The organism is Niallia sp. RD1, from assembly GCF_024219955.1.
Classification (GTDB): domain Bacteria; phylum Bacillota; class Bacilli; order Bacillales; family Cytobacillaceae; genus Niallia; species Niallia alba.
Genome location: NZ_CP100420.1, coordinates 2,202,076 through 2,221,510, shown reverse-complemented (window position 1 = coordinate 2,221,510; position 19,435 = coordinate 2,202,076). Strand labels below are relative to the sequence as shown.

Sequence of the window (19,435 nt, the reverse complement as noted above, 5' to 3'; positions counted from 1 at the left end):
ACGAACCCCTCACACTTTCTATCCAACCCTGAAACCGTAAGGTTTCCACCCTACTTTCTCCCGCTTTTTCATTCATGCAAAAAAGGATGGGATTCCTGTTCCCACCCTCTTTCATCCTGCTTTTTATTCACATCTTTATCCACACGTTTTCCACAGAAGTATCAGAACTTTGTTTTTATTTTGCTACAAGTTTGTTATGAATGTCAGGAGTTTATTATTGGGTTACAACACCCTTGACATCAACACCACACACTCCACATGCGCCGTATGCGGAAACATATCCACTGGCTGTAAATACTCCACTTTATAATCCTTAGACAAATAATCAATATCCTTCGCTAAAGTAGATGGATTACAAGAAACATACACAAACTTCTTCGGTTTAACCTTTTTAATCGCGTCTAATAATTTACGATCACAACCTGTTCGCGGCGGATCGACTACAACTACATCTGGACGCCAGCCTTCTTCTACCCACTGTGGCAGCCAATGTTCCGCAGTTCCTGCTACATAGGTTGCATTTTTAATACCGTGTCTATCTGCATTTTTTTGCGCATCTGTGATCGCTGCTTCGATGGTATCCATGCCTCGTACTTCGTTTGCTCCATCTGCTAGCCATAAGCCAATTGTTCCAACCCCACAGTATGCATCAGCTATTTTTTCTTTTCCTGTTAAAGCAGCTGCTTTTTTCACTTCATCATACAGCTTTACTGTTTGCACAGGATTCAATTGGAAGAACGCTCTTGCAGACAGCTCGAAGTTTAAATCTCCTAATGTTTCTTGGATAACTTCTTCCCCACTTAAGTGGATTGTTTTTTCTCCAAAAATAAGAGACGTTTTGTTGCCGTTTATGTTTTGGACTAATGATTTCACTTCTGGTAATCTTTTTTGGATTTCTGCCATCACTAGTTTTTTTCTTGGCATTTCTTTTTGGGTAGTGATAAGCACGACTTGAACTTCGCCTGAATTAAATCCTGCTCTAGTTACAATCGTACGGACGATCCCTTTTTGTTTACGTTCGTCATAGATTGGGATTTGGAATTCTTCTAAGATTTTTCGAACCTCTTCTGATACCTTGTTCGTTAACGGATGCTGCACCATACAATTTTGGATAGGAATGAGGCGGTGGGAATCAAGTCCGTATAGACCTGCAATAATTGCACCACTTTTTTGCTGTCCCACTTGAAACTGGCTTTTATTGCGATAATTCCATGGATCTTCCATACCTATAGTTGGACGAATATCCAATTTATCGACTTTCAGCTTTGTATGGCGTTCTAATGATTGGATAACAATATCTCTTTTTTCCTGTAATTGCTGATCATAGGCTAAATGCTGAAGCTGGCATCCCCCGCATTGTTCATAAATAGGGCATGGTGCTTGTACACGAAAAGGAGAGGATTTTCTTATCTTCTTTACCTTTCCTTCCGAAAACTTAGGCTGAACCTTTGTCGCTTCTACTACCACTTCTTCTCCAGGAAGAGCACCTGGTACAAAAACAACCTGTCTTTTAAAATAACCGACACCCTCTCCATTTATCCCTAAACGCTTTATCGTCAGTGGAAAGGTTTGCCCTACCTTCAACTTTGCGATCGTATTTTGCTGTTTATCTTTCATTTATATTAACTCCTATTTTCTCTCTATTAAAAAAATACTACTTCTATTTTTCCTCAGTCTGCCTTCTTCATATACTATAGCTTCTGCGCTAAAATATCCAGTTCTTCTCATCCGCTAACTACAGAAAATATTCCCACCTAAAAGATAACAAAAAACACCCTCCCTTTTAAGGGATGAGTGCTGCACCCAAATTCTATTTAAATCATCCTTTTACTCGAAGTTTCCTTTTTAACCTTGTCGCAAAGACTTCAAGGAGAATGGCTACTGCTAAAATAAAGAAAGTAATGGTTCCAATTTCTCTAATATCTAAATAGAAATTGCTTGCCATGAACATATCAAAGCCGATTCCGCCTGCACCGGCAGCTGCTCCCATCGCAACAGCGACAGCGAAGTTAATTTCGAAGCGTAAAAATGTCCAAGAAATCATATAGGTGAGGGAAGATGGAATAACCGCCTGAAAAATGATTTGCCAAAAGTTTGCTCCACTTGCTTGAAGTGCTTCAATCACACCATTATCTAGTTCCTCAAAAGACTCAGAGTAGGCCTTCACTAAATAACTGACAGAATGAAACGTCATCCCAATAACAGCGGCAACACTACCAAGACCTGCTGCGACAGCAAAAATCAACACCCATAAAACGGTCGGCACCGCTCTTATAAAAGCAACCATTCCTTTAATAATGACAGACACTCGTTTCGATGTTAAGTTTTCCGCTGCTAATAAACCTAAGACGACCGCAATAATTGCACCAAATATCGTGGTTAAAAAAGCAAGACCTAACGTTACTAAAACTTGGTAAAGAGCATGCGTAAATGTAAAATGCTGAAAATGTGCTTCAAAAAACATAGCTTTTAAGTTTGCAAAGGTCGCGAACATTGCTTCTCCAAAATCAATCTCTTTATAGTCAAAGCTATAAAAAGCATAAATCGTGAGAATCGCTAATGCTAAAAGAGTGATTCTGATCATAACGGTTGATTTCGTTAACGTTTTAATTTTTATGCGTTTTGATGGTTCTTGCTTATCTAGCTGTTCTTCTACAGCCACTTGCTTATTAACTACCATTATAGAATCACCCTCCTTACATAGTTAGATATAGATTCTATTAAAAGAATAGAGACAACAATTGTAATAACTACTAGTGAAGCAATATCGTAGTTTAAGCTTTTATAATAGAGATTAAATGTAAAGCCAATTCCCGATCCAGTAAGCAAACCTATTAATGTGGCACTGCGAATATTTGTTTCAATCATAAAGAGTACCCAGCTAATCATTTGGGGAAGACTAGACGGAATTACAGATTGAAAAATGATTGAAAAATAGTTAGCGCCTGTTGCTCTTAGTGCCTCGACCGATCCTTCACTTACTTCATCTATTGTTTCTACGAAAGCTCTTGTTAAAAATCCAAATGAACCGAAAAACAACGCAAAATAGCCTGTTAAGGAACTTTGTCCAAAAGAAAAAAGGAGAATCATTGCCCAAGCAGCGACATCAATATTTCGAAAAATCGTTGCAATGCCACGACTAATACTTCCAAAGAAGCCATTGATTTTCGTCGTATTGGAACCCATAATGGCAAACAATATTGCAAATACTGCTCCAATGGTCGTTGCCGCAATGGAAACTAATAAGGTTTCCACCAAGCTTTTTAATATATTAGGAAGCTTTACTAAAGACTCCTGTGTTGGATAAAAATTCCCCAAAGCCCATGTAACAGCCCGTGGGAGAGACTCAAAACCTTTGACTACATTGTATTCTGTCATGATAATGGCACATATTGTAATAGCAGCTAAAACAACAAAAAAACGAAGGGAACTTTTTCTCTTTTTTGCAAAGAAATCAGCTTGCATAGATGCCACCTACATCAAAAATGAGATCTTCCGCTTCCGAACCGTATATACGTTGAATATCCTCTTTGGTGATATTGTTTGGAGAGCCGTTATACACGACTTGGCCACTGTTAATCCCAATGATTTTATCAGAGTATTTTAGTGCTACGTCCACTTGGTGGAGGTTGACTAATACGGTAATGCCCATTTTCGATGAAATATTCTGAAGATGATCCATAATGACCTTAGCGGAGTTGGGATCAAGTGAGGCAATTGGCTCATCACATAGCATCATTCGCGGATTCTGAATAAGGGCGCGTGCAATACCAACACGCTGCTTTTGTCCTCCACTTAATTGATCCGCTCGCTTATACATATGTTCTTGTAGCCCTAGCACGGATAAAATCTCCACCGCTTGTTCCTTCTCTTCTTGACTATAAAGACCTAAGACTCCGGCAAGTGTTGATTTTTTGCCTAGATTTCCATGCAAGGTGTTCTCGATTACACTCAAACGATTCACTAAATTATAGTGTTGAAAGATCATCCCAATTTTGGTACGAACCATTTTTAATTGCTTCTTTTTTAAATTTAGGACGTTGCTGTTATCAAAGATAATCTCTCCGTTTGATGCATCAATCATTCGATTGATACAGCGAAGGAGAGTTGATTTCCCCGCTCCAGATGGACCGATGATGGAAACAAACTCCCCTTCGTTTACAGAGAAGCTAATATCTGATAACGCCTTTGTATCATTTCCAAATTGCTTGGACACATGATTGATTTCTAGTAAGGTTGTCATCGATTAACTCTCCTTATATCCATTTATTTTGAAAGCTCGCGAATCGGATTAAACCATTCATCTTTTACTTCAACTAAACGCTCGTCCGCCGTTTTCTTAAATAATCCTGAGAACTCAGAGTCTTCCGGAACAAAAACTTTTTCGTTGTTTGTAATCTCATCTGAGGTCATAACTTCTAGAAGCTGTGCTTGAAGATCTTCACTAATATTGTCTGTGTTTACGACAAATGGCGCATTCAATACTGGTGTAACGGAAATAAGTTGAAATTCTTTCCCTGTAACAGTATTAAAAGGCTCAGCAGCATCTGTTTTAACTTTATAAATCGCACCTGGTCTGTTCTCTTCTCCATCTTCTAATTCCACATAATTATTTACGCATGTATCACAGAATGCTGCTACGTCTGCTTTCCCTGATAATAGATTAACTGCCGAACCTTGGTGAGAACCACCGTATAGTACTTCACTAAAGAAATTACCGTCTCCGCCTTCAAGTAAATCTTCTGCCGTTAAATCTTTGAATTCAGCTTTTTCACTGAAATAATCAACAATACCTGTGGAAGGAACTTTAAATCCTGACGTTGAACTATTGGATACAAATGAAAATTTCTTCCCTTGAATATTGTCAATTGCAAATCCATCGCCTTCTTTATATTGATCCGCATTATCCTTTTCAGCTGCTAACCAGCTGTAGTATACAGCATCATCTAAAGTCCCTGAAGCACCAGTTGGTACAACAAGTGGGAGTACTTTATCGTTTTTGTTATGTGCTTCTATGTAACCTTGTGCACCTAAGAACGCCATGTCGGCATTTCCATTTGCAACTGCTTCGATTGCAACGATATAATCCGTTGTTGTTTGATGCTTTACTTTTTTCCCGGTCTTTTCTTCAATAATTTTTCCAATTTCATCACGTGCTTCTGTAAGATCAGCCCCTGATTCATTAGGGAGCCAGGCAATTGTAAGTGTATCTTTATCACCTGATGCGCCTCCTGAACTAGAAGACGAACATCCAGCAACAAATAACATAAGTAAAGATAACAAAAATAATAAAGATCTCTTCATTAGTATGAATCTCCTCACCTTTTAAAATTATTTACCTTCGTTTACTATATCTATTAATTATCAATCTATTATTAACCCAATATTATGAATTATTAATATTCTTTAAGCTTTCGTTAAAAAGGTAAATTAGGAGAAGACGCCATTTTGCATGTTATATTCTCGATTACATAAATGATTCATAAACTCTAAGTCATGGAAGATTCCAACCATTGTCGTTCCTTCCTTCATGAGCTGTTCTATTAAGAGCCTTACCTTCCTTTTCGAGTCATGGTCAAGGCTTGCAGTTGGCTCATCTAGTAGGAGCAAGCGAGGTTTTTTCACCATCGCTCGTGCAATATTAAGCCTTAGCTTTTCCCCTCCAGAAAAGGTGGTTGGGTAGCTGTCCCATAATTCCTTGTCTAATTCAAAATGGGCAAGAATCATTTCTGTCTCCTGTTTTGCGAAGCTCTGATCTTTACCCATTTCAAGAATTGCCTGCTGCACTAATTGTCTCGCTGTCGTTCTAGGCATTACATTTAAAAATTGTGATACATAGCCAATTTCATGTTTCCTTAAATAAAGCATTTGCCGTTCTGTAGCTTGTGCTAAGTTAATAGGTCCGAATTTTTTAGAATCGTACCAAATGCTTCCTTTCTGAATTCGGTATGTTCCATAGATACATTTTAAAATGGTAGACTTCCCACTTCCGCTTTTGCCAGTTATTCCAGTAAATTCACCCTCTTTTAATTCGATATTGACATGACTGACTGCACGAATATATTTACCGAGATTATGGAGATCAAACGATTTAGATAAATCTTTAATTTCTAAAAGATTTTCCATCTGTTCACCTGCTTTCTTATTTGCTTATTCGTTAAAGTCGATAGTTTGTTTTTTGAATAAGCTTCCCATCGACAAATACACCTGTAATTACTGGGAAGTCATCACTTATATTTTCAATAATGAGCATATCTGCTTTCTTTCCTTCACGAATGGAACCAATTTCATGATTCATTTTTACCGCTTTAGCAGGGTTAAGCGTAACTAGCTTCATCATATCTGCTAGATCCATATCGTATTCATTCACTAAAGTAAAGATGGCATGAAGCATGGCTGCCGGATAATAGTCGCTGCACAAAATATCAATAGCTTGATTTTGGATTGCTTCAGCAGCCCCTAAGTTCCCACTGTGAGAACCTCCTAAAAGGACATTCGGCGCCCCAGCAGTCGTAAACATCCCAAGATTTCTAGCCCTGTTAGCAACCTCTAACGTAATCGGAAATTCACTAATAGTCGTACCAAAGCTATGAACAAGCTCCAATTTTTCAAGCGTATCATCATCATGAGAGGCGATAGCAATCTGATACTCTTGGGCTAACGCAGCAATTTCCTTCATATCTTCTATAGATAATTTTTCTTTCATTTGATGATTGCGAATCAATACATCAATCGATGCATCGCTAATATTGTTATAGCTTTTCACCGTTTTTCGATAAACTTCTAAATGACGATACTGTCCTTGCCCTGGTGTATGGTCCATAAAGGAAACTAAATGAACTTTATTTTCTCTTATATAATTTTTTAGATTATCGATTTCTTCTACATTATCAATTTCAAATCTAGCATGGAATCTGTGACGAACTAGATGCTTCCTTCTATGACTTTGTCCAATCAAATCAATAAATTTCCGGACATTCTCTGGTTCTCTTATTGGCTTATAGTCATATTCGGTTTCTTTAAAAAGAGAGAGAGAATGAAACATCGTTGTAATTCCGTGAGCAATCAGCTGTTTCTCCGTTTCTCTTAAACTCAAATCAAAATTCATTAATGAGGTTGGTCTTGGTGCTGCCATATGTTCAATATAATCAGAATGAATATCAATAAATCCCGGTGAAACATAGCCTCCTTCCGCATTAATAATCTCCATTCCTTCTTCAAACTTTATCTCGCCTTTTGGTGCCATTTTTGTGATTCTATCTTCTTCTATTAAAAGATCATAACCGTGTAAAACGGTATCTTCGGTAATCAATCTTCCATTTGTAATGACGTACAAAGTATTTCCCCCTAAAATTTATAATTTGGGTACCTTTTAAAGCAGAGAATGAACCAATTGCTGTGTATATGGATGTTGCGGATCTTCTAATATTTGATCTGTTAATCCTTCTTCAATCACTTTGCCCTCCAACATTACAAGTGTTCGATCTGCAAGCATGCGAATCACTCCTAAATCATGTGAAACGAGGACAATGCTAATGCTTAGTTCACGCTGCAGGCCCTTAATCAAATCTAGAACACTTGCTTGGACAGAAAGATCAAGCCCTGTCGTCACTTCATCTAACAGCAGAATGGGTGGATTATTGGAAAGAGCCTTTGCAATTTGTACACGTTGCTGCATGCCGCCAGAAAAATTTTTCGGCGCTTCTTTTCGGCGATGGACGGGAATATTCACTTTATTCAAAAGATCTGTCCCTCTATCCTCCATCACACCAACATGGTTACTTCCTGCTGCTATCAGCTTTTCGGCGATGTTGCCTATCGATGAGAAGTTCATTCTTAACCCTAAAAGCGGATTTTGATAAACTTTTCCCATGATGTGGTTGCGGATATAACGTTGCTGTTGAGAGGACTCTTGAAAAAGATTTTTCTCGCCATTTTCATAACTACTGACAAATGCACCGCCCGCTGTCACTTCTTGGTCAAAATAAAGACATTGCATTAACGTTGACTTCCCGCTTCCACTTTCGCCAACAATCCCGAGCACTTCACCTGGAAAGACCTCAAAGGAAACATCACGGCATGCATAAACCGTTCCACACACCTGGCAATAGTTTTTCCCTAATGAATCACTTGATTTATCCTTACAATGTAAGCAGCCAGGACCATACTGTTTATTAAGATTTTTTACGGATAAAACCGGAACTTCAAATCCTGTCATTTATTTCACTCCAACCGTATTTAATTTTTCAAGACAATAGCTTGTATCATTGCATTGATATACTGTTTCATCTGTTAATTCATCGACAAGCTCATCTAGAAATACCCCAGTCGATCCGCATAAACGACATTGCTTGTCCTCAAAGGTCTCTGGCTCAAACGGAAAATCTTCAAAGTCTAGTGAGACTACCTTTGTATAGGGAGGAACTGCATATACTTTCTTTTCACGACCAGCCCCTAATAGTATCAGTGCCTCACTAGCATTCATTTTTGAATTATCAAAACGCGGGATAGGGCTTGGCGCCATCACATAGCGATCATGAACGAGAACGGGATGATCAGCACCTGTTGTCATGCTGCCATATTTCATAATCTGCTCGAACAACATCAGCCACGCACCGCTATACTCTTTTTCCGCATGTAGTTTCTTCGTTTCACTTTCACTTGGCTCATAATAGCGAAGTGGTTCCGGTAAAGGCACTTGTAAAACTAGAATCTGGTCTTTTGTGAGCGGTACTTCCGGTATTCTGTGTCTTGATTGGATCAACGTTGCCTCTGCTGTGTAATCTGTAGTGATAATGCCTGTCGTGTCAGAAACAAGCTTTTTAATATTCACTGCGTTTACCGATTCATCAGAACCTTGATCGATTACCTTTAACACATCCCTTCTCCCAATGAGCGAGAGGGTTAACTGCAATCCACCTGTTCCCCATCCCCGGCCAATCGGCATTTCCCTCGATGCAAACGGTACTTGATACCCTGGAATAGCAATAGCCTTTAAGGTTGCTCTCCGAATTTCACGTTTGGATCCTTCATCAAAAAAAGCAAAATTATAAGCCGTGTTCATTAGCTTTTCACCTCTTGTCTTTTGTCCTTTTTTGTCTTTCGTACACTATCTAGTTTCGATTGGAAAGTGACATAATGAGGCATTTTTAAATGTGAAATAAAACCTGATGATTCTACAGAATCAATATGATATAGAACAAATTCCTCATTATGACTAGGAAATTCTTTATTTGGATGTTCTAAACAGTAATCTAAAATCCCCATTGCAATTGCCTTTGTTTCATTTTGACCGAAACATAATCCATAACCGATTTCAAATTCCATTTCCTTTTTGCCATATTCTTTTTCCACTAACACAGGCATAAGCATTTCCACTTCTGTTACTTTGACTTCTCCAATATAATAGGCATCATTTTCGTCTTGCCCATCAGATAGTGGATGATTTATTGTCACTGGCAATTTACCGACACGAAGTTCGCCGACAGTCGGATGCAAATCCCCATAGCCACGAATAACCGCATAAGCAAAGGAAGTGACTGCACCAGTTTGCCCCCTTGTTAAAATTTGCAGCCTTTGACTTCTTGTCGATGGGAATGCAAGACTTTGTCTAGTTACATCATCTGGTTCCTGATCATTATTCTCACAAGTGGAAATTAAGCCTTCTTTCCTTAAGTAATCAAGAACTTTTGGGAGGGTAAGCTTACTAGCTTGCTCTCCTATCTCCAAGCTTTCCTTTAAATAATCCTTCACCCACGCTTGAACACTTTGATCGGTTTCTTCCTTTAAGTAAATATCAAGGAGCCGATGTGTATAATCTGTTGTTGAGCCAAGAATTTGTCCTCCTGGAATATCTTTAAAGCTAGCTGAAATACGACGTTCTATCTGCATATCATTTGATTCTATTACTCTTCCATAATGTTTTCGCGGAACGGTTGAGCGGAAGGCTCTTAGTAAGAATACAGCTTCTTCTGGATTTCCCTCTGCTTGCTTAATCGCTAAAGCTGCTAAAGTCTCGTCATAGAGACTACTTTCCGACATGACTTGATCGATGAGTCCTCTCATTCCCCCCTGTATCTTTTCCACTTCAATGGTTCTTCCCTGTTTCACTCTTTCCAATTTCAGACACTTAATCGACTCTTCAATTGCAAGCGTTCCGCCCTTTACAGCAACGTATCCCATTAGACCATCACCCTATTTTCACTAATTTGAGTTGTGCGCGGCACTGACAATAGCTGATCCTGTTGATCAACAAACATAAGATCGACCCCAAGGGGGAATTCCTTATTTTTTGATTGCCTAGACTCTATCCAATTCTCTGCTAACTCCACTTGCACATATTCAACTGTTTTAATTCCTGGTCCTTTAAGCTCAAGGGCAGGTTCAGCCGTTATTTCCGTTACTTCGATAATAATCGTTGCAGATGAATGAGGATTTTTTAAAGTTCCAGATTTTGCTTTTTCTATTGCCTTATTAAGCGCTCCTGTTTCTGCATCTTGAAGAACTAAAATGTAATCAGCTTCCTCTATCTCTCCCTGCTTTGCATAAGTTAATTGATTAATTGTTTTCGTAATCATTCCTGCTTTTTCAGAAAGGACTTTAAAGGTCACTTCCTGATCAAATAAAGTTAAGGCTATCAATAAGATAGGCGTAGGACATTCTTCATTTCCATCTTCCCTGACTATAGCTGCTTCTTTCCTTAAATTTGCCAACTGGCCTGGTCTCGAATAAGCATGGACTAATTTTCGGTAAAATGATTGTAAGTCATGAACAATATCTAACTTCACCTTTCATACCTCCTCAAGAAACATCCATCGTTTCAAAATTGACTTTTGTTTTTAATATGGCTTTATTCTCCGTCGCTTTCTTTATTAAAATGGCTTGCTCCTCTTGTTCGAGCAACTCTATCCATCCATTTGTTTCAGGCAGTTCTGCTTGGAATGCTGCATCGATAATCGCAAGATGGTGCGCTAACGTCGGTTGATCACCTGCCACAATGCCAATTCCGATGCTTTCGTGGACCTTGACTTTACATTCTGTGACAAACACTTCTCCTGGATAAAACAGCGTCTTTTTTGATGTCTCTCGAACTTTCATCATTACTAGACCATTTTCCGGTTCTTGTATGACCACCACCTCATAATATTCATGAATCATTTTAACCATCTTTTCCGCTAGAGCTAGTGAGCCATTTATCAAAATTTCCGTTCTGCGTCTTCTTTTCATTTAAAGACCTCCATGCTTGTCTTTTGTTTTAACCTTTTTTCTAAAAAGAGTGAAAGTGAAGTGTATGTTAGAATGCTGGCCCTTTTACGAAATAGGTTTTATTTCACCCTTCTACTGTATCTTGTTGCCAAGTGAGTGAATGTTAAAGAACGATAAAGTTTGTTTGGATTTTGTAAATCCATTTTTACAAAAAAAGCCACCAATAATGGTGACAATTTACATAAGATAAGTGAAACAATCGCTCCGGTAAATATTCCGTGAATATTCTAGAACTTTACCAGATTTTCGATCAACACAACCAGATTCTAATTGGATTAACGGAACAAGACTTGGACATTTTAATAATTCCCTTTCCTGCTTATTCGGAAAAACAACAACTAGCTGGCTTTGCATCGATTCAAAGTCTATGTATCCTTGCTCTTGATAATATTGAAAGATAGAAGTAATCTCCTGTCCTTCCCTCTCAATATTCCTAAAAGTGGATTGAGATAAATACGATGTATGGATTGCAATTGGGCAGTCCTCAACTACACGTAAACGGCTAATTTTATAAATCCTCTCATTAGGTTCTGCTTTAAGTGCATGATAAATTGAAGTATCATGGGAAATGATTTCACTCGTTATATTTATCGTTTCAAAGTTGTAATTTAACTCACTCATTTTTTCGCTAAAGCTTACATCTCCTGTTAAAATAAGTGGAATTTGCAGTTTTTGATTTTGAACATAGCTTCCTTTCCCTTGTTTAGAAAAAATATAGCCTAGCTCCTGTAGGCGTTCATATGCCTTTCGAACAATTATTCTCGGAACTTGATAGTAACAAGCAAGCTCGTTTTCTGATGGCAACTTGTCATTAGGCTTGTAATTTCCTGTGCGTATATCTGAAATCAGTTTATCTACCAACAATGCTTGTTCAGACATCTCGCCTTTTTCCCCCTTTAAACCAAATTTATCCCCCACTTAGCAGGCAGTAAGCCCCTTACTGATAAATGCAAGTATTATCTATTAAGCATTTTCTTCCGAGATTTCAGCTCATGAACAGCCTCGATACCTGGGCTTTTACTTCCTAATAAGACAAGTTTTTCTCCGTAAGCTCCATGAAAATCTGCCCCACCTGTCATAACTAAATGAAATTTATTTGCTATCATTTTCGCTTGATTTTCATGCATTTTATTATGCAAAGGATGCCAGACTTCAATCCCCTGTAATCCTGCCTCTACCAAATCTGGAACCATTTCAAAATTGCCATATTGTCCCGGGTGAGCAAGAACGGGGACGCCTCCAGCTTCAAGGATAGTCTTTACTGCCGTTTTAGCATCGATATATTTCATTGGGATAAATGCAATTCCAGGCTGTTCCCCATTTTGTCCTCGATTAAAAATTTTCTTATAAAGAGAACCATAAATCGAATCCGTATAATTTGCTTCAATAAGTGCCTGCATAATATGTTGCTTGTACACTCCCGTTCCTCCGTCTGCTATGTCTAAGCAACGTTGCCAATTAATGTTGTAACCAGCAGAAATCAAACGCTCGACCATTTCCTTTGACGCTTGATGCCTTTGTTCCACAAGTGGCTGACAAACCGCTTCAATGGCATGATGTCCTGGTTCAATAAAATAGCCCAAAATATGCACTCTTCTATTTCTTTCAAAATCATAACCAGATATCTCAATTCCAGGAATGACCTCAATACCAAGTTGCTCTCCGAGTTTAATTGCTTCTTTTAGGCCCTTTGTTGTATCGTGATTGGTAACAGCAAGGTGGCTCACATCTTGCGCAAATGCTAATGATAAAACTTCTTCTATTGATAACGGACAATCAGAAATATTAGTATGACAATGAAGCTCCACTTTCATGAAAAACCCCTCCTTTTTCTCTTTAGTTTCAGCATAACTTGATACCACGTTTAAAAGGTTAATGAGAAGTGAATTTCTCTTAAAGAATTGTTAAAACTATTAAGAGTGCGATTTTATATAAAACTAGATTTTTTACAGTTCATGAGTTAGAAGTAATAGATAAAATAGTAGATTTTTAGGAATAAAGACCTGAGAATGATTAACATATTTTAGTAGTAGCTTAATAGTAAATTAAAAAAGTTTCTATACACTAGGGTAGTACCAAAAATTACTTTGTTGAGGTGATTCTTTTGAATTTCAAAAAGTTAACATTAGGAATGATGACTGCTCTACTATTCACTGGAATGTTAGTTGGTTGTTCTGACCAAAATGATGACCAAACGGAAGATACTGAAACAGAAACACCTGCAGAGAATGAAACAAATGAATAAGTAATGGGATAAAGTGAAACTTCCATCCGTGGGGGGTTTTCCTCATCCTCCACGGATGGTTAGTTGAACCAATCGGACCTTTACGGGCAGCTGACCTCCCACCTACCTTCCTCGTATATTCATAAGCTTCTTACTGTCCGTTAAGAGTGGGATAAATAAAACAAGCTCAGACATTGTCTGAGCTTGTTTTACTTTTTTTTGATGGTTTCGAAAACCCCTGGCTATGCCGGGGGTTCCGGAGAGCTTATAGCGAGGTAACAAAAAAACCTCCTTTCATGGTAGGATAAAGTTGGTTTCCCGACCAGTTTATCTCACGCAAGAAGGAGGTATTCCCTTATGAAGGACATGAACAGTTTAGCACATACAACATGGAATTGTAAGTACCACATAGTCTTTGCCCCAAAATACAGAAGGCAAATTATTTATGGCAAATACAAAAAGAGTATTGGACAAATCATAAGAGAGCTATGTGAAAGAAAAGGTGTCATCATACATGAAGCAAATGCCTGTCCGGATCATATCCATATGTTGGTTAGTATCCCACCAAAATTAAGTGTATCGCAGTTCATGGGTTACTTAAAAGGAAAAAGTAGCCTGATGATATTTGATCGACATGCGAATTTGAAATATCGCTATGGGAATCGGAAATTTTGGTGTCGTGGTTTCTACGTTGATACCGTGGGGAGAAATAAGAAACAAATACAAGAATATATAAGAAATCAGCTGAAAGAAGACTACATGGCTGATCAGCTAACATTGTTCGAAGAATTTGATCCGTTCACGGGTGAGAAAAATCGGAAGTAAATAAAGAAATTCTTTAGAATTGGTGAGTGAATGTGGTGCAGAAGGGAAACCTTTTCAGTGGGCCTTTAAGGCCGAGGCCGGTAAGAGAGGCTTTTAGCCGCAGAGCAAACCACCAGTTCACACTGGTGGTTTTGATTGAGCAAAATAGTCTTTTAGCATAACCTTATTTTCTACGATATCTGCAAGTGTATACTGGTCTAATACTTTAAAAAACTGTTCCAATGCATTATTTAAGACATGCTTTAAAGAACAAACTGGGGTAATCACACATGCATTCTTATCCTCAAAACATTCTACCAAGTAGAAGTTCTCTTCCGTTTGCCGGATAAGTACGCCAATATTGATATCTGCTGGATCCTTTGCTAAACGGAATCCTCCATTTCTCCCTCTAATCGTCTCGATATATCCCAATTTCCCCAAATTATAAATAATTTTCATAAGGTGATTTTTGGATATACTATAAACCTCGGATATTTCTTTAATATTTGTAAGTTTTTCCGTACCCTCCGTTGCCAAATAAATTAACACTCTCAAAGAGTAGTCGGAATAATTAGTTAACCGCATAACCCTATCTCCTTTTGTTATTTTTACGGTTCTTATAGTGAAAATGTGAACATTTTGTTAAACATGTTAAAAACAGTGGAAAAGATGTATTTAAAATATTGCTTTTATACAGACAGACTTTTATCATAAAAGATGTATTTAAAATATTACTTTAAAAGAAGGTTATAAAAATGCTATCACAAAAAACAATTGACATTATTAAATCAACTGTACCAGTATTACAAGTCCATGGTACACAAATAACTACTGTTTTCTACAAAAATATGTTTGCTGCACATCCTGAACTGCTTAATATTTTTAACCATGCTAATCAAGCAAAAGGACGTCAACAAACTGCTCTCGCTAATACTGTATTAGCAGCAGCACAAAATATTGATCGACTTGAGACTATTATACCAGTTGTAAAGCAAATCGCCCACAAACACCGCAGTTTAATGATAAAAGCAGAACATTATCCAATCGTTGGTGAATTTCTTTTAAAAGCGATTAAAGAAGTTCTTGGAGACGCTGCTACTGATGATATTATCCAAGCATGGGCAGATGCTTATGGGGTAATTGCTCAAGTATTTATTGACATTGAAAAAGAAATGTATGAAGAAAGTGCTGCTAAAAGTGGCGGTTGGTCCGATTATAAGGAATTTAAAATTATCAAAAAGGTTAAGGAAAGTGATGTAATTACATCCTTCTATTTAGCACCTGTTGATGGAAGTTCTCTACCAGTATATGATGCTGGCCAATATATTACGATCCGCTTATCGATTCCTGGAGAAAAGTTCTTATTTAATCGTCAATATAGCTTATCTAGTGCTAGCAATAAAGAATATTTCCGAATTTCAGTGAAAAAAGAAGCTTCAGCAGAAAACCCTGATGGAAGAGTATCTAATTATCTTCATAGCGATAAAAACGTTGGGGATACGGTAGAAGTTACTGTTCCTGCTGGCGATTTCACCCTAATTAAAGAAGCAAGCCCTATTATTTTTATTAGTGGTGGAGTTGGTATTACACCATTTATGAGTATGGTAGAAACAATTGCTGAAGAACAGCCAAACAGAGAGGTCATTTTTATCCATTCAGCAAGAAGCGGTTCTGTCCAAGCATTTAACGAAGAGTTAAGTCGAATAAAAGAAAAAATCGCTAACCTCCAACTTTCCTATATATACGAAAATCCTTCTGAGGAAGATAAAGTAAATCCTTTCTTCCAGAAGGCTGGCTATATTGATACAGAATGGCTAAAAGAACATGCTATTGTTGCAGAAGGACATTATTATGTTTGTGGACCAGTTCCATTTTTACAGACAGTTGTAAAAGGCTTAAAAGACAATGGTATCAATGATACTCATATCCATTATGAATTCTTCGGTCCTTCCATGAAGCTATAATTTATATTCTTTAACTTGTACAGGCTGTATATTTTTTCACCATACAGCCTGTGCATTATATTATATCTCTAAACCGTGACTTCTTTTCTCTGCATCACCCTAAACATAATAGCAATTAAAAGAATACTGACAAGTAGCGAAAAAATACAGATAAAGATCGGATATATAATAGGGGTTCCGAAAACATTCACAAATTTTAAATCAACAAATAAATAGTCTGCTTTCATCATATATAACCTTTTGCAAAACAAAAGAAAACCTAGTTGCTTTGTTACTAAACAACTAGGTTTTCCTTTAATTAAATGGGATTCATTAATGAATGTCTCGTTTCTTAAAATTACCGCCTTTTACTTCGGAGACATCGTAAATGGCAACAAATGCTGTTGGATCTAATTCATGAATAATTTCTTTCATTTTTCTTCCATTCGGCTGACTACACACGTAATTTCTTTAAATTGTTCATTGGAGTATCCTCCAACTGCAAATGTATAGGTGGCACTGCGGCCTAAACGATCTCGTATCGTTTCTACCATCAATTCAGGTTCTGTTGTAATAATGTTAAAGGTTTTTGATCCACTTAAACCTTCTTCTACAATGTGGATTACTTTAGAGGCAATAAAGTAAGCGATAGCGGATAAAATGGCTCCTTGGAGTCCAAATACGGTAGATACAAAAATAAATACAAACATATTTAGAAACAAAATTAAATCACTTGTTCCAAATGGTAATTTTCTTGAAAGTAAGACCGCTAACATATCAATTCCATCTAATGCTCCTCCGTTACGTAAAGCTAAACCCATTCCAAAACCGATGATAATCCCTCCAACAACCGTTATAAGCAGTGTGTCTCCTTCAATAATTGTTGGGACATGGTGCATTAAGCTTGTACTAACAGCTAAAGATATGATGCCGATAACGGAATATACAGCAAAGCTTTTACCTATCTGTTTATATCCTAAAAATACGAAGGGAATATTTAATATTCCAATCAAAATCCCAAGGGGAAATCCTGTTAACTGAGAACCAACGATACTTAGACCAGTAACGCCTCCATCAGAGACCGCGTTTGGAATAAGCACAGCTTCTAGTCCATACCCTGTAATAAATCCTCCAATAATAACTAATAATGCTCGCGAAGCCATAAGAAGCCTCTTTTGTTTTTGTTGTGTCTTTTTCTGCATTTACTTTCCTCGTTTCAAACTATTTTCAACTTATTTATCTATATTTTACCACAGTTATTCTTTAGACAAAAAAAGATAAGGACAAAGGTCTACTCCATACTTCTCCATAAGTAAAGAGAGGCATAGCTTAAATATGGTTGCCATTCTGGCATCATTATCTCCATTTCTTCTTTTGAAGGTTTTTGTTCTAATTCCAAGAGCTTTTTAATCGCATTTTGAATTCCGATGTCTGCGATTGGAAAAAGATTATTTCTCCCTAAACCGAATAGCAATACATTCTGAATGGTCCATTGTCCTATTCCTCGCAAGCGAATAAGCTCCTCCATAATCTGTTCATCAGACTTCTCATATAAGCTGTCTATATCTAAATGGCCATTTATTATTTCTTTCGATAAATCTATAATGTACTCTGCTTTTCTCGTACTAAATTGCAGTTCCCGCAATTCTGCCACTGTTAACTTTGCTACTGTTTCTGGCAATGGATAAAACCAGACGCCACCTTTTTGAAAACCATATGTAGTCACAAAACGCTGCGTTAATGTAAAAGCAAATTTAAGATTTAACTGTTGATGAATAATGCATTTTATTAGACTATTATACGGGTGAAAATCTAACACAATCGGTGTACCATAATGTTCATCGAAAAGTGACTTTAACTTTGTTTTTTGAAAATGCTCATGAATGGCAAGCAAGGATACATCCCACCTGAAAATTCTGCTGATTTCTTTATAGATGAGGTTATGTAAAGAAGAAGAATCTATCTCATCCACCTCTAAATAAAAAGTTGGATTATCAGTTGTGCCAGTTGCTTGAACTTTTACAACTATATGTTTGTTCTTTATACGAAGTGGTACTTTTACCCAGCGCTCTTCTTTATGGAGGTTATGTAGTGGGTCTAATGCTAAGCGACTTAATACTAAATCAAAGTTATACGGTCCTTGAATGTATATTGTTTGCAAGAAATATCACCTATCACTGTTTTTCTTATTTATTATAGCACACACTTCTTATATAGAATGGCTTGCTGTTATATTAATTAGTACTGCTATAACAGGAAAAATCCTAAATAGACTCATGTTCCAATCTATTTAGGATAGTATGTTGTATTTAGTTGATAACGCCTTCACCAATTTCCCTTTTTATCGTTAAATCGTCTAAACTTTTAAAGGAGTAACCTCTTTTTTTCAAATCAATAATTGCTTGTTCTAATGCTTCTGCATTATCTTTTGAAACGGTGTGCAACAAAAGGATACAGCCAGGATGAACCTGTTGCATTATATTGTCATAGCTATATTTCCATCCTTTTTGCTGATCCGTTTTCCAATCTACGAAGGCAAGTGACCAAAATACTTGTGTATATCCTAATTCTTTCGCAACTTTTAAAGTCCGTTCACTGAAAATGCCTCGCGGCGGACGTAAATAGGTCATGCCTTTTTTACCTGTTAGAGCTTCCGTTTCTGTAACCACTGTTTCTAATTCTTGTTTCAGCTTTTCATCACTGATTTGGGTAAAATCTGGATGATGATAAGAGTGATTGCCAATAATATGGCCTTCTGCTGCCATTCTTTTCACTAGGTCAGGTGCACTCTTTAAATAGTGGCCTGTTACAAAAAAAGTCGCAGGCACTTTTTCCTTTTTTAGAACATCCAGTATTTTGCCTGTATAACCATTTTCGTAGCCATTATCAAAGGTTAGATACAATACCTTTTTATCACTCTCATCTTTATAATAAGCGCCATACTTTTCAAGCAAGTCATCCAAGTCTTTGCCTGCTTCTGCCGGCTGCTCATTCACAGCCTTTTTGAATCCCCAATGTAATGGCTGATTCGAAACATTTGCCCATACTTCATTTGTCATTATAGAAAGTAAAAATATTACGCAGAAAATAACCTTATACATTCTCTCCACTTTTTTTCCTCCTAACAGATTAACTATCTGTTAGTTTTAGTTAAACTCGAGGAATAATGCTTGGAAAAATACAGCAGATTATGTCGGTA

20 protein-coding genes and 1 pseudogene are annotated in these 19,435 nt (G+C 37.3%); 3 read left to right on the top strand and 18 right to left on the bottom strand.

Annotated elements, in window-relative coordinates; translation table 11 throughout:
• Positions 1-222: 222 nt before the first annotated feature.
• From rlmD to NKG37_RS10530, 14 genes are all read right to left on the bottom strand, one after another.
• The gene (gene rlmD / locus NKG37_RS10595; protein ID WP_254416182.1) at positions 223-1,617 is read right to left on the bottom strand and encodes a 23S rRNA (uracil(1939)-C(5))-methyltransferase RlmD; all 1,395 of its coding nucleotides are present in this window, start codon (positions 1,615-1,617) and stop codon (positions 223-225) included.
• 202 nt (positions 1,618-1,819) lie between these two features.
• On the bottom strand, positions 1,820-2,680 hold the full coding sequence (locus NKG37_RS10590; RefSeq protein WP_016202331.1) for a PhnE/PtxC family ABC transporter permease: 861 nt from the start codon (positions 2,678-2,680) through the stop codon (positions 1,820-1,822).
• Complete coding sequence (locus tag NKG37_RS10585; protein ID WP_169187884.1) at positions 2,680-3,465, bottom strand: PhnE/PtxC family ABC transporter permease; 786 nt, start codon at positions 3,463-3,465, stop codon at positions 2,680-2,682. Before NKG37_RS10585 ends, NKG37_RS10590 begins: the two co-directional genes overlap by 1 nt.
• Complete coding sequence (phnC, locus tag NKG37_RS10580) at positions 3,455-4,243, bottom strand: phosphonate ABC transporter ATP-binding protein (protein ID WP_016202329.1); 789 nt, start codon at positions 4,241-4,243, stop codon at positions 3,455-3,457. The genes NKG37_RS10585 and phnC overlap by 11 nt, the downstream gene beginning before the upstream one ends.
• Before the next feature lie 23 nt (positions 4,244-4,266).
• Complete coding sequence (gene phnD, locus NKG37_RS10575; protein ID WP_016202328.1) at positions 4,267-5,304, bottom strand: phosphate/phosphite/phosphonate ABC transporter substrate-binding protein; 1,038 nt, start codon at positions 5,302-5,304, stop codon at positions 4,267-4,269.
• Positions 5,305-5,430: 126 nt separating this feature from the next.
• The gene (locus tag NKG37_RS10570; protein ID WP_016202327.1) at positions 5,431-6,126 is read right to left on the bottom strand and encodes a phosphonate C-P lyase system protein PhnL; all 696 of its coding nucleotides are present in this window, start codon (positions 6,124-6,126) and stop codon (positions 5,431-5,433) included.
• 31 nt (positions 6,127-6,157) lie between these two features.
• A complete protein-coding gene (phnM, locus tag NKG37_RS10565) occupies positions 6,158-7,336 on the bottom strand; it encodes a phosphonate metabolism protein PhnM (RefSeq protein ID WP_254416181.1) in 1,179 nt (392 codons plus the stop codon).
• Positions 7,337-7,372: 36 nt separating this feature from the next.
• The gene (locus NKG37_RS10560; protein ID WP_169187882.1) at positions 7,373-8,218 is read right to left on the bottom strand and encodes an ATP-binding cassette domain-containing protein; all 846 of its coding nucleotides are present in this window, start codon (positions 8,216-8,218) and stop codon (positions 7,373-7,375) included.
• Positions 8,219-9,064 (bottom strand): alpha-D-ribose 1-methylphosphonate 5-phosphate C-P-lyase PhnJ, encoded by an 846-nt coding sequence (locus tag NKG37_RS10555; RefSeq protein ID WP_254416180.1) that lies wholly within the window; start codon positions 9,062-9,064, stop codon positions 8,219-8,221. It abuts the gene before it with no gap.
• On the bottom strand, positions 9,064-10,182 hold the full coding sequence (locus NKG37_RS10550; protein ID WP_169187880.1) for a carbon-phosphorus lyase complex subunit PhnI: 1,119 nt from the start codon (positions 10,180-10,182) through the stop codon (positions 9,064-9,066). Before NKG37_RS10550 ends, NKG37_RS10555 begins: the two co-directional genes overlap by 1 nt.
• On the bottom strand, positions 10,182-10,787 hold the full coding sequence (gene phnH / locus NKG37_RS10545) for a phosphonate C-P lyase system protein PhnH (RefSeq protein ID WP_169187879.1): 606 nt from the start codon (positions 10,785-10,787) through the stop codon (positions 10,182-10,184). The genes NKG37_RS10550 and phnH overlap by 1 nt, the downstream gene beginning before the upstream one ends.
• A gap of 13 nt (positions 10,788-10,800) precedes the next feature.
• Positions 10,801-11,226, bottom strand: coding sequence for a phosphonate C-P lyase system protein PhnG (gene phnG / locus NKG37_RS10540; protein ID WP_254416179.1), 426 nt, complete (start codon positions 11,224-11,226; stop codon positions 10,801-10,803).
• A 216-nt stretch (positions 11,227-11,442) separates the two neighbouring features.
• Entirely contained in the window at positions 11,443-12,144 is a 702-nt protein-coding gene (locus NKG37_RS10535) for a GntR family transcriptional regulator (RefSeq protein ID WP_212119780.1), read from the bottom strand.
• 77 nt (positions 12,145-12,221) lie between these two features.
• The gene (locus NKG37_RS10530) at positions 12,222-13,079 is read right to left on the bottom strand and encodes a PHP domain-containing protein (RefSeq protein ID WP_212119782.1); all 858 of its coding nucleotides are present in this window, start codon (positions 13,077-13,079) and stop codon (positions 12,222-12,224) included.
• 290 nt (positions 13,080-13,369) lie between these two features.
• On the opposite strand from NKG37_RS10530, the gene NKG37_RS10525 reads away from it, so the two are divergent.
• Together NKG37_RS10525 and tnpA are read left to right on the top strand one after the other, a co-directional pair.
• A complete protein-coding gene (locus NKG37_RS10525) occupies positions 13,370-13,510 on the top strand; it encodes a hypothetical protein (protein WP_156827767.1) in 141 nt (46 codons plus the stop codon).
• A 336-nt stretch (positions 13,511-13,846) separates the two neighbouring features.
• Positions 13,847-14,314: an IS200/IS605 family transposase gene (gene tnpA / locus NKG37_RS10520; protein ID WP_100525941.1), complete on the top strand. Its 468-nt coding sequence runs from the start codon at positions 13,847-13,849 to the stop codon at positions 14,312-14,314.
• Between the two features lie 117 nt (positions 14,315-14,431).
• On the opposite strand, the gene NKG37_RS10515 is transcribed toward tnpA, so the two are convergent.
• The gene (locus NKG37_RS10515) at positions 14,432-14,878 is read right to left on the bottom strand and encodes an RrF2 family transcriptional regulator (protein ID WP_254416178.1); all 447 of its coding nucleotides are present in this window, start codon (positions 14,876-14,878) and stop codon (positions 14,432-14,434) included.
• Between the two features lie 170 nt (positions 14,879-15,048).
• On the opposite strand from NKG37_RS10515, the gene hmpA reads away from it, so the two are divergent.
• The gene (gene hmpA, locus NKG37_RS10510) at positions 15,049-16,257 is read left to right on the top strand and encodes an NO-inducible flavohemoprotein (RefSeq protein WP_254416177.1); all 1,209 of its coding nucleotides are present in this window, start codon (positions 15,049-15,051) and stop codon (positions 16,255-16,257) included.
• 312 nt (positions 16,258-16,569) lie between these two features.
• Here hmpA and NKG37_RS10505 read toward each other — a convergent pair.
• The 3 genes and pseudogenes from NKG37_RS10505 to pdaA form a co-directional block, all read right to left on the bottom strand.
• Positions 16,570-17,438, bottom strand: a pseudogene (locus NKG37_RS10505) (YitT family protein).
• An 89-nt stretch (positions 17,439-17,527) separates the two neighbouring features.
• Positions 17,528-18,397: a DNA-3-methyladenine glycosylase family protein gene (locus tag NKG37_RS10500; protein WP_169187878.1), complete on the bottom strand. Its 870-nt coding sequence runs from the start codon at positions 18,395-18,397 to the stop codon at positions 17,528-17,530.
• A gap of 148 nt (positions 18,398-18,545) precedes the next feature.
• A complete protein-coding gene (pdaA, locus tag NKG37_RS10495; RefSeq protein WP_040343010.1) occupies positions 18,546-19,337 on the bottom strand; it encodes a delta-lactam-biosynthetic de-N-acetylase in 792 nt (263 codons plus the stop codon).
• Between the last annotated feature and the right edge of the window lie 98 nt (positions 19,338-19,435).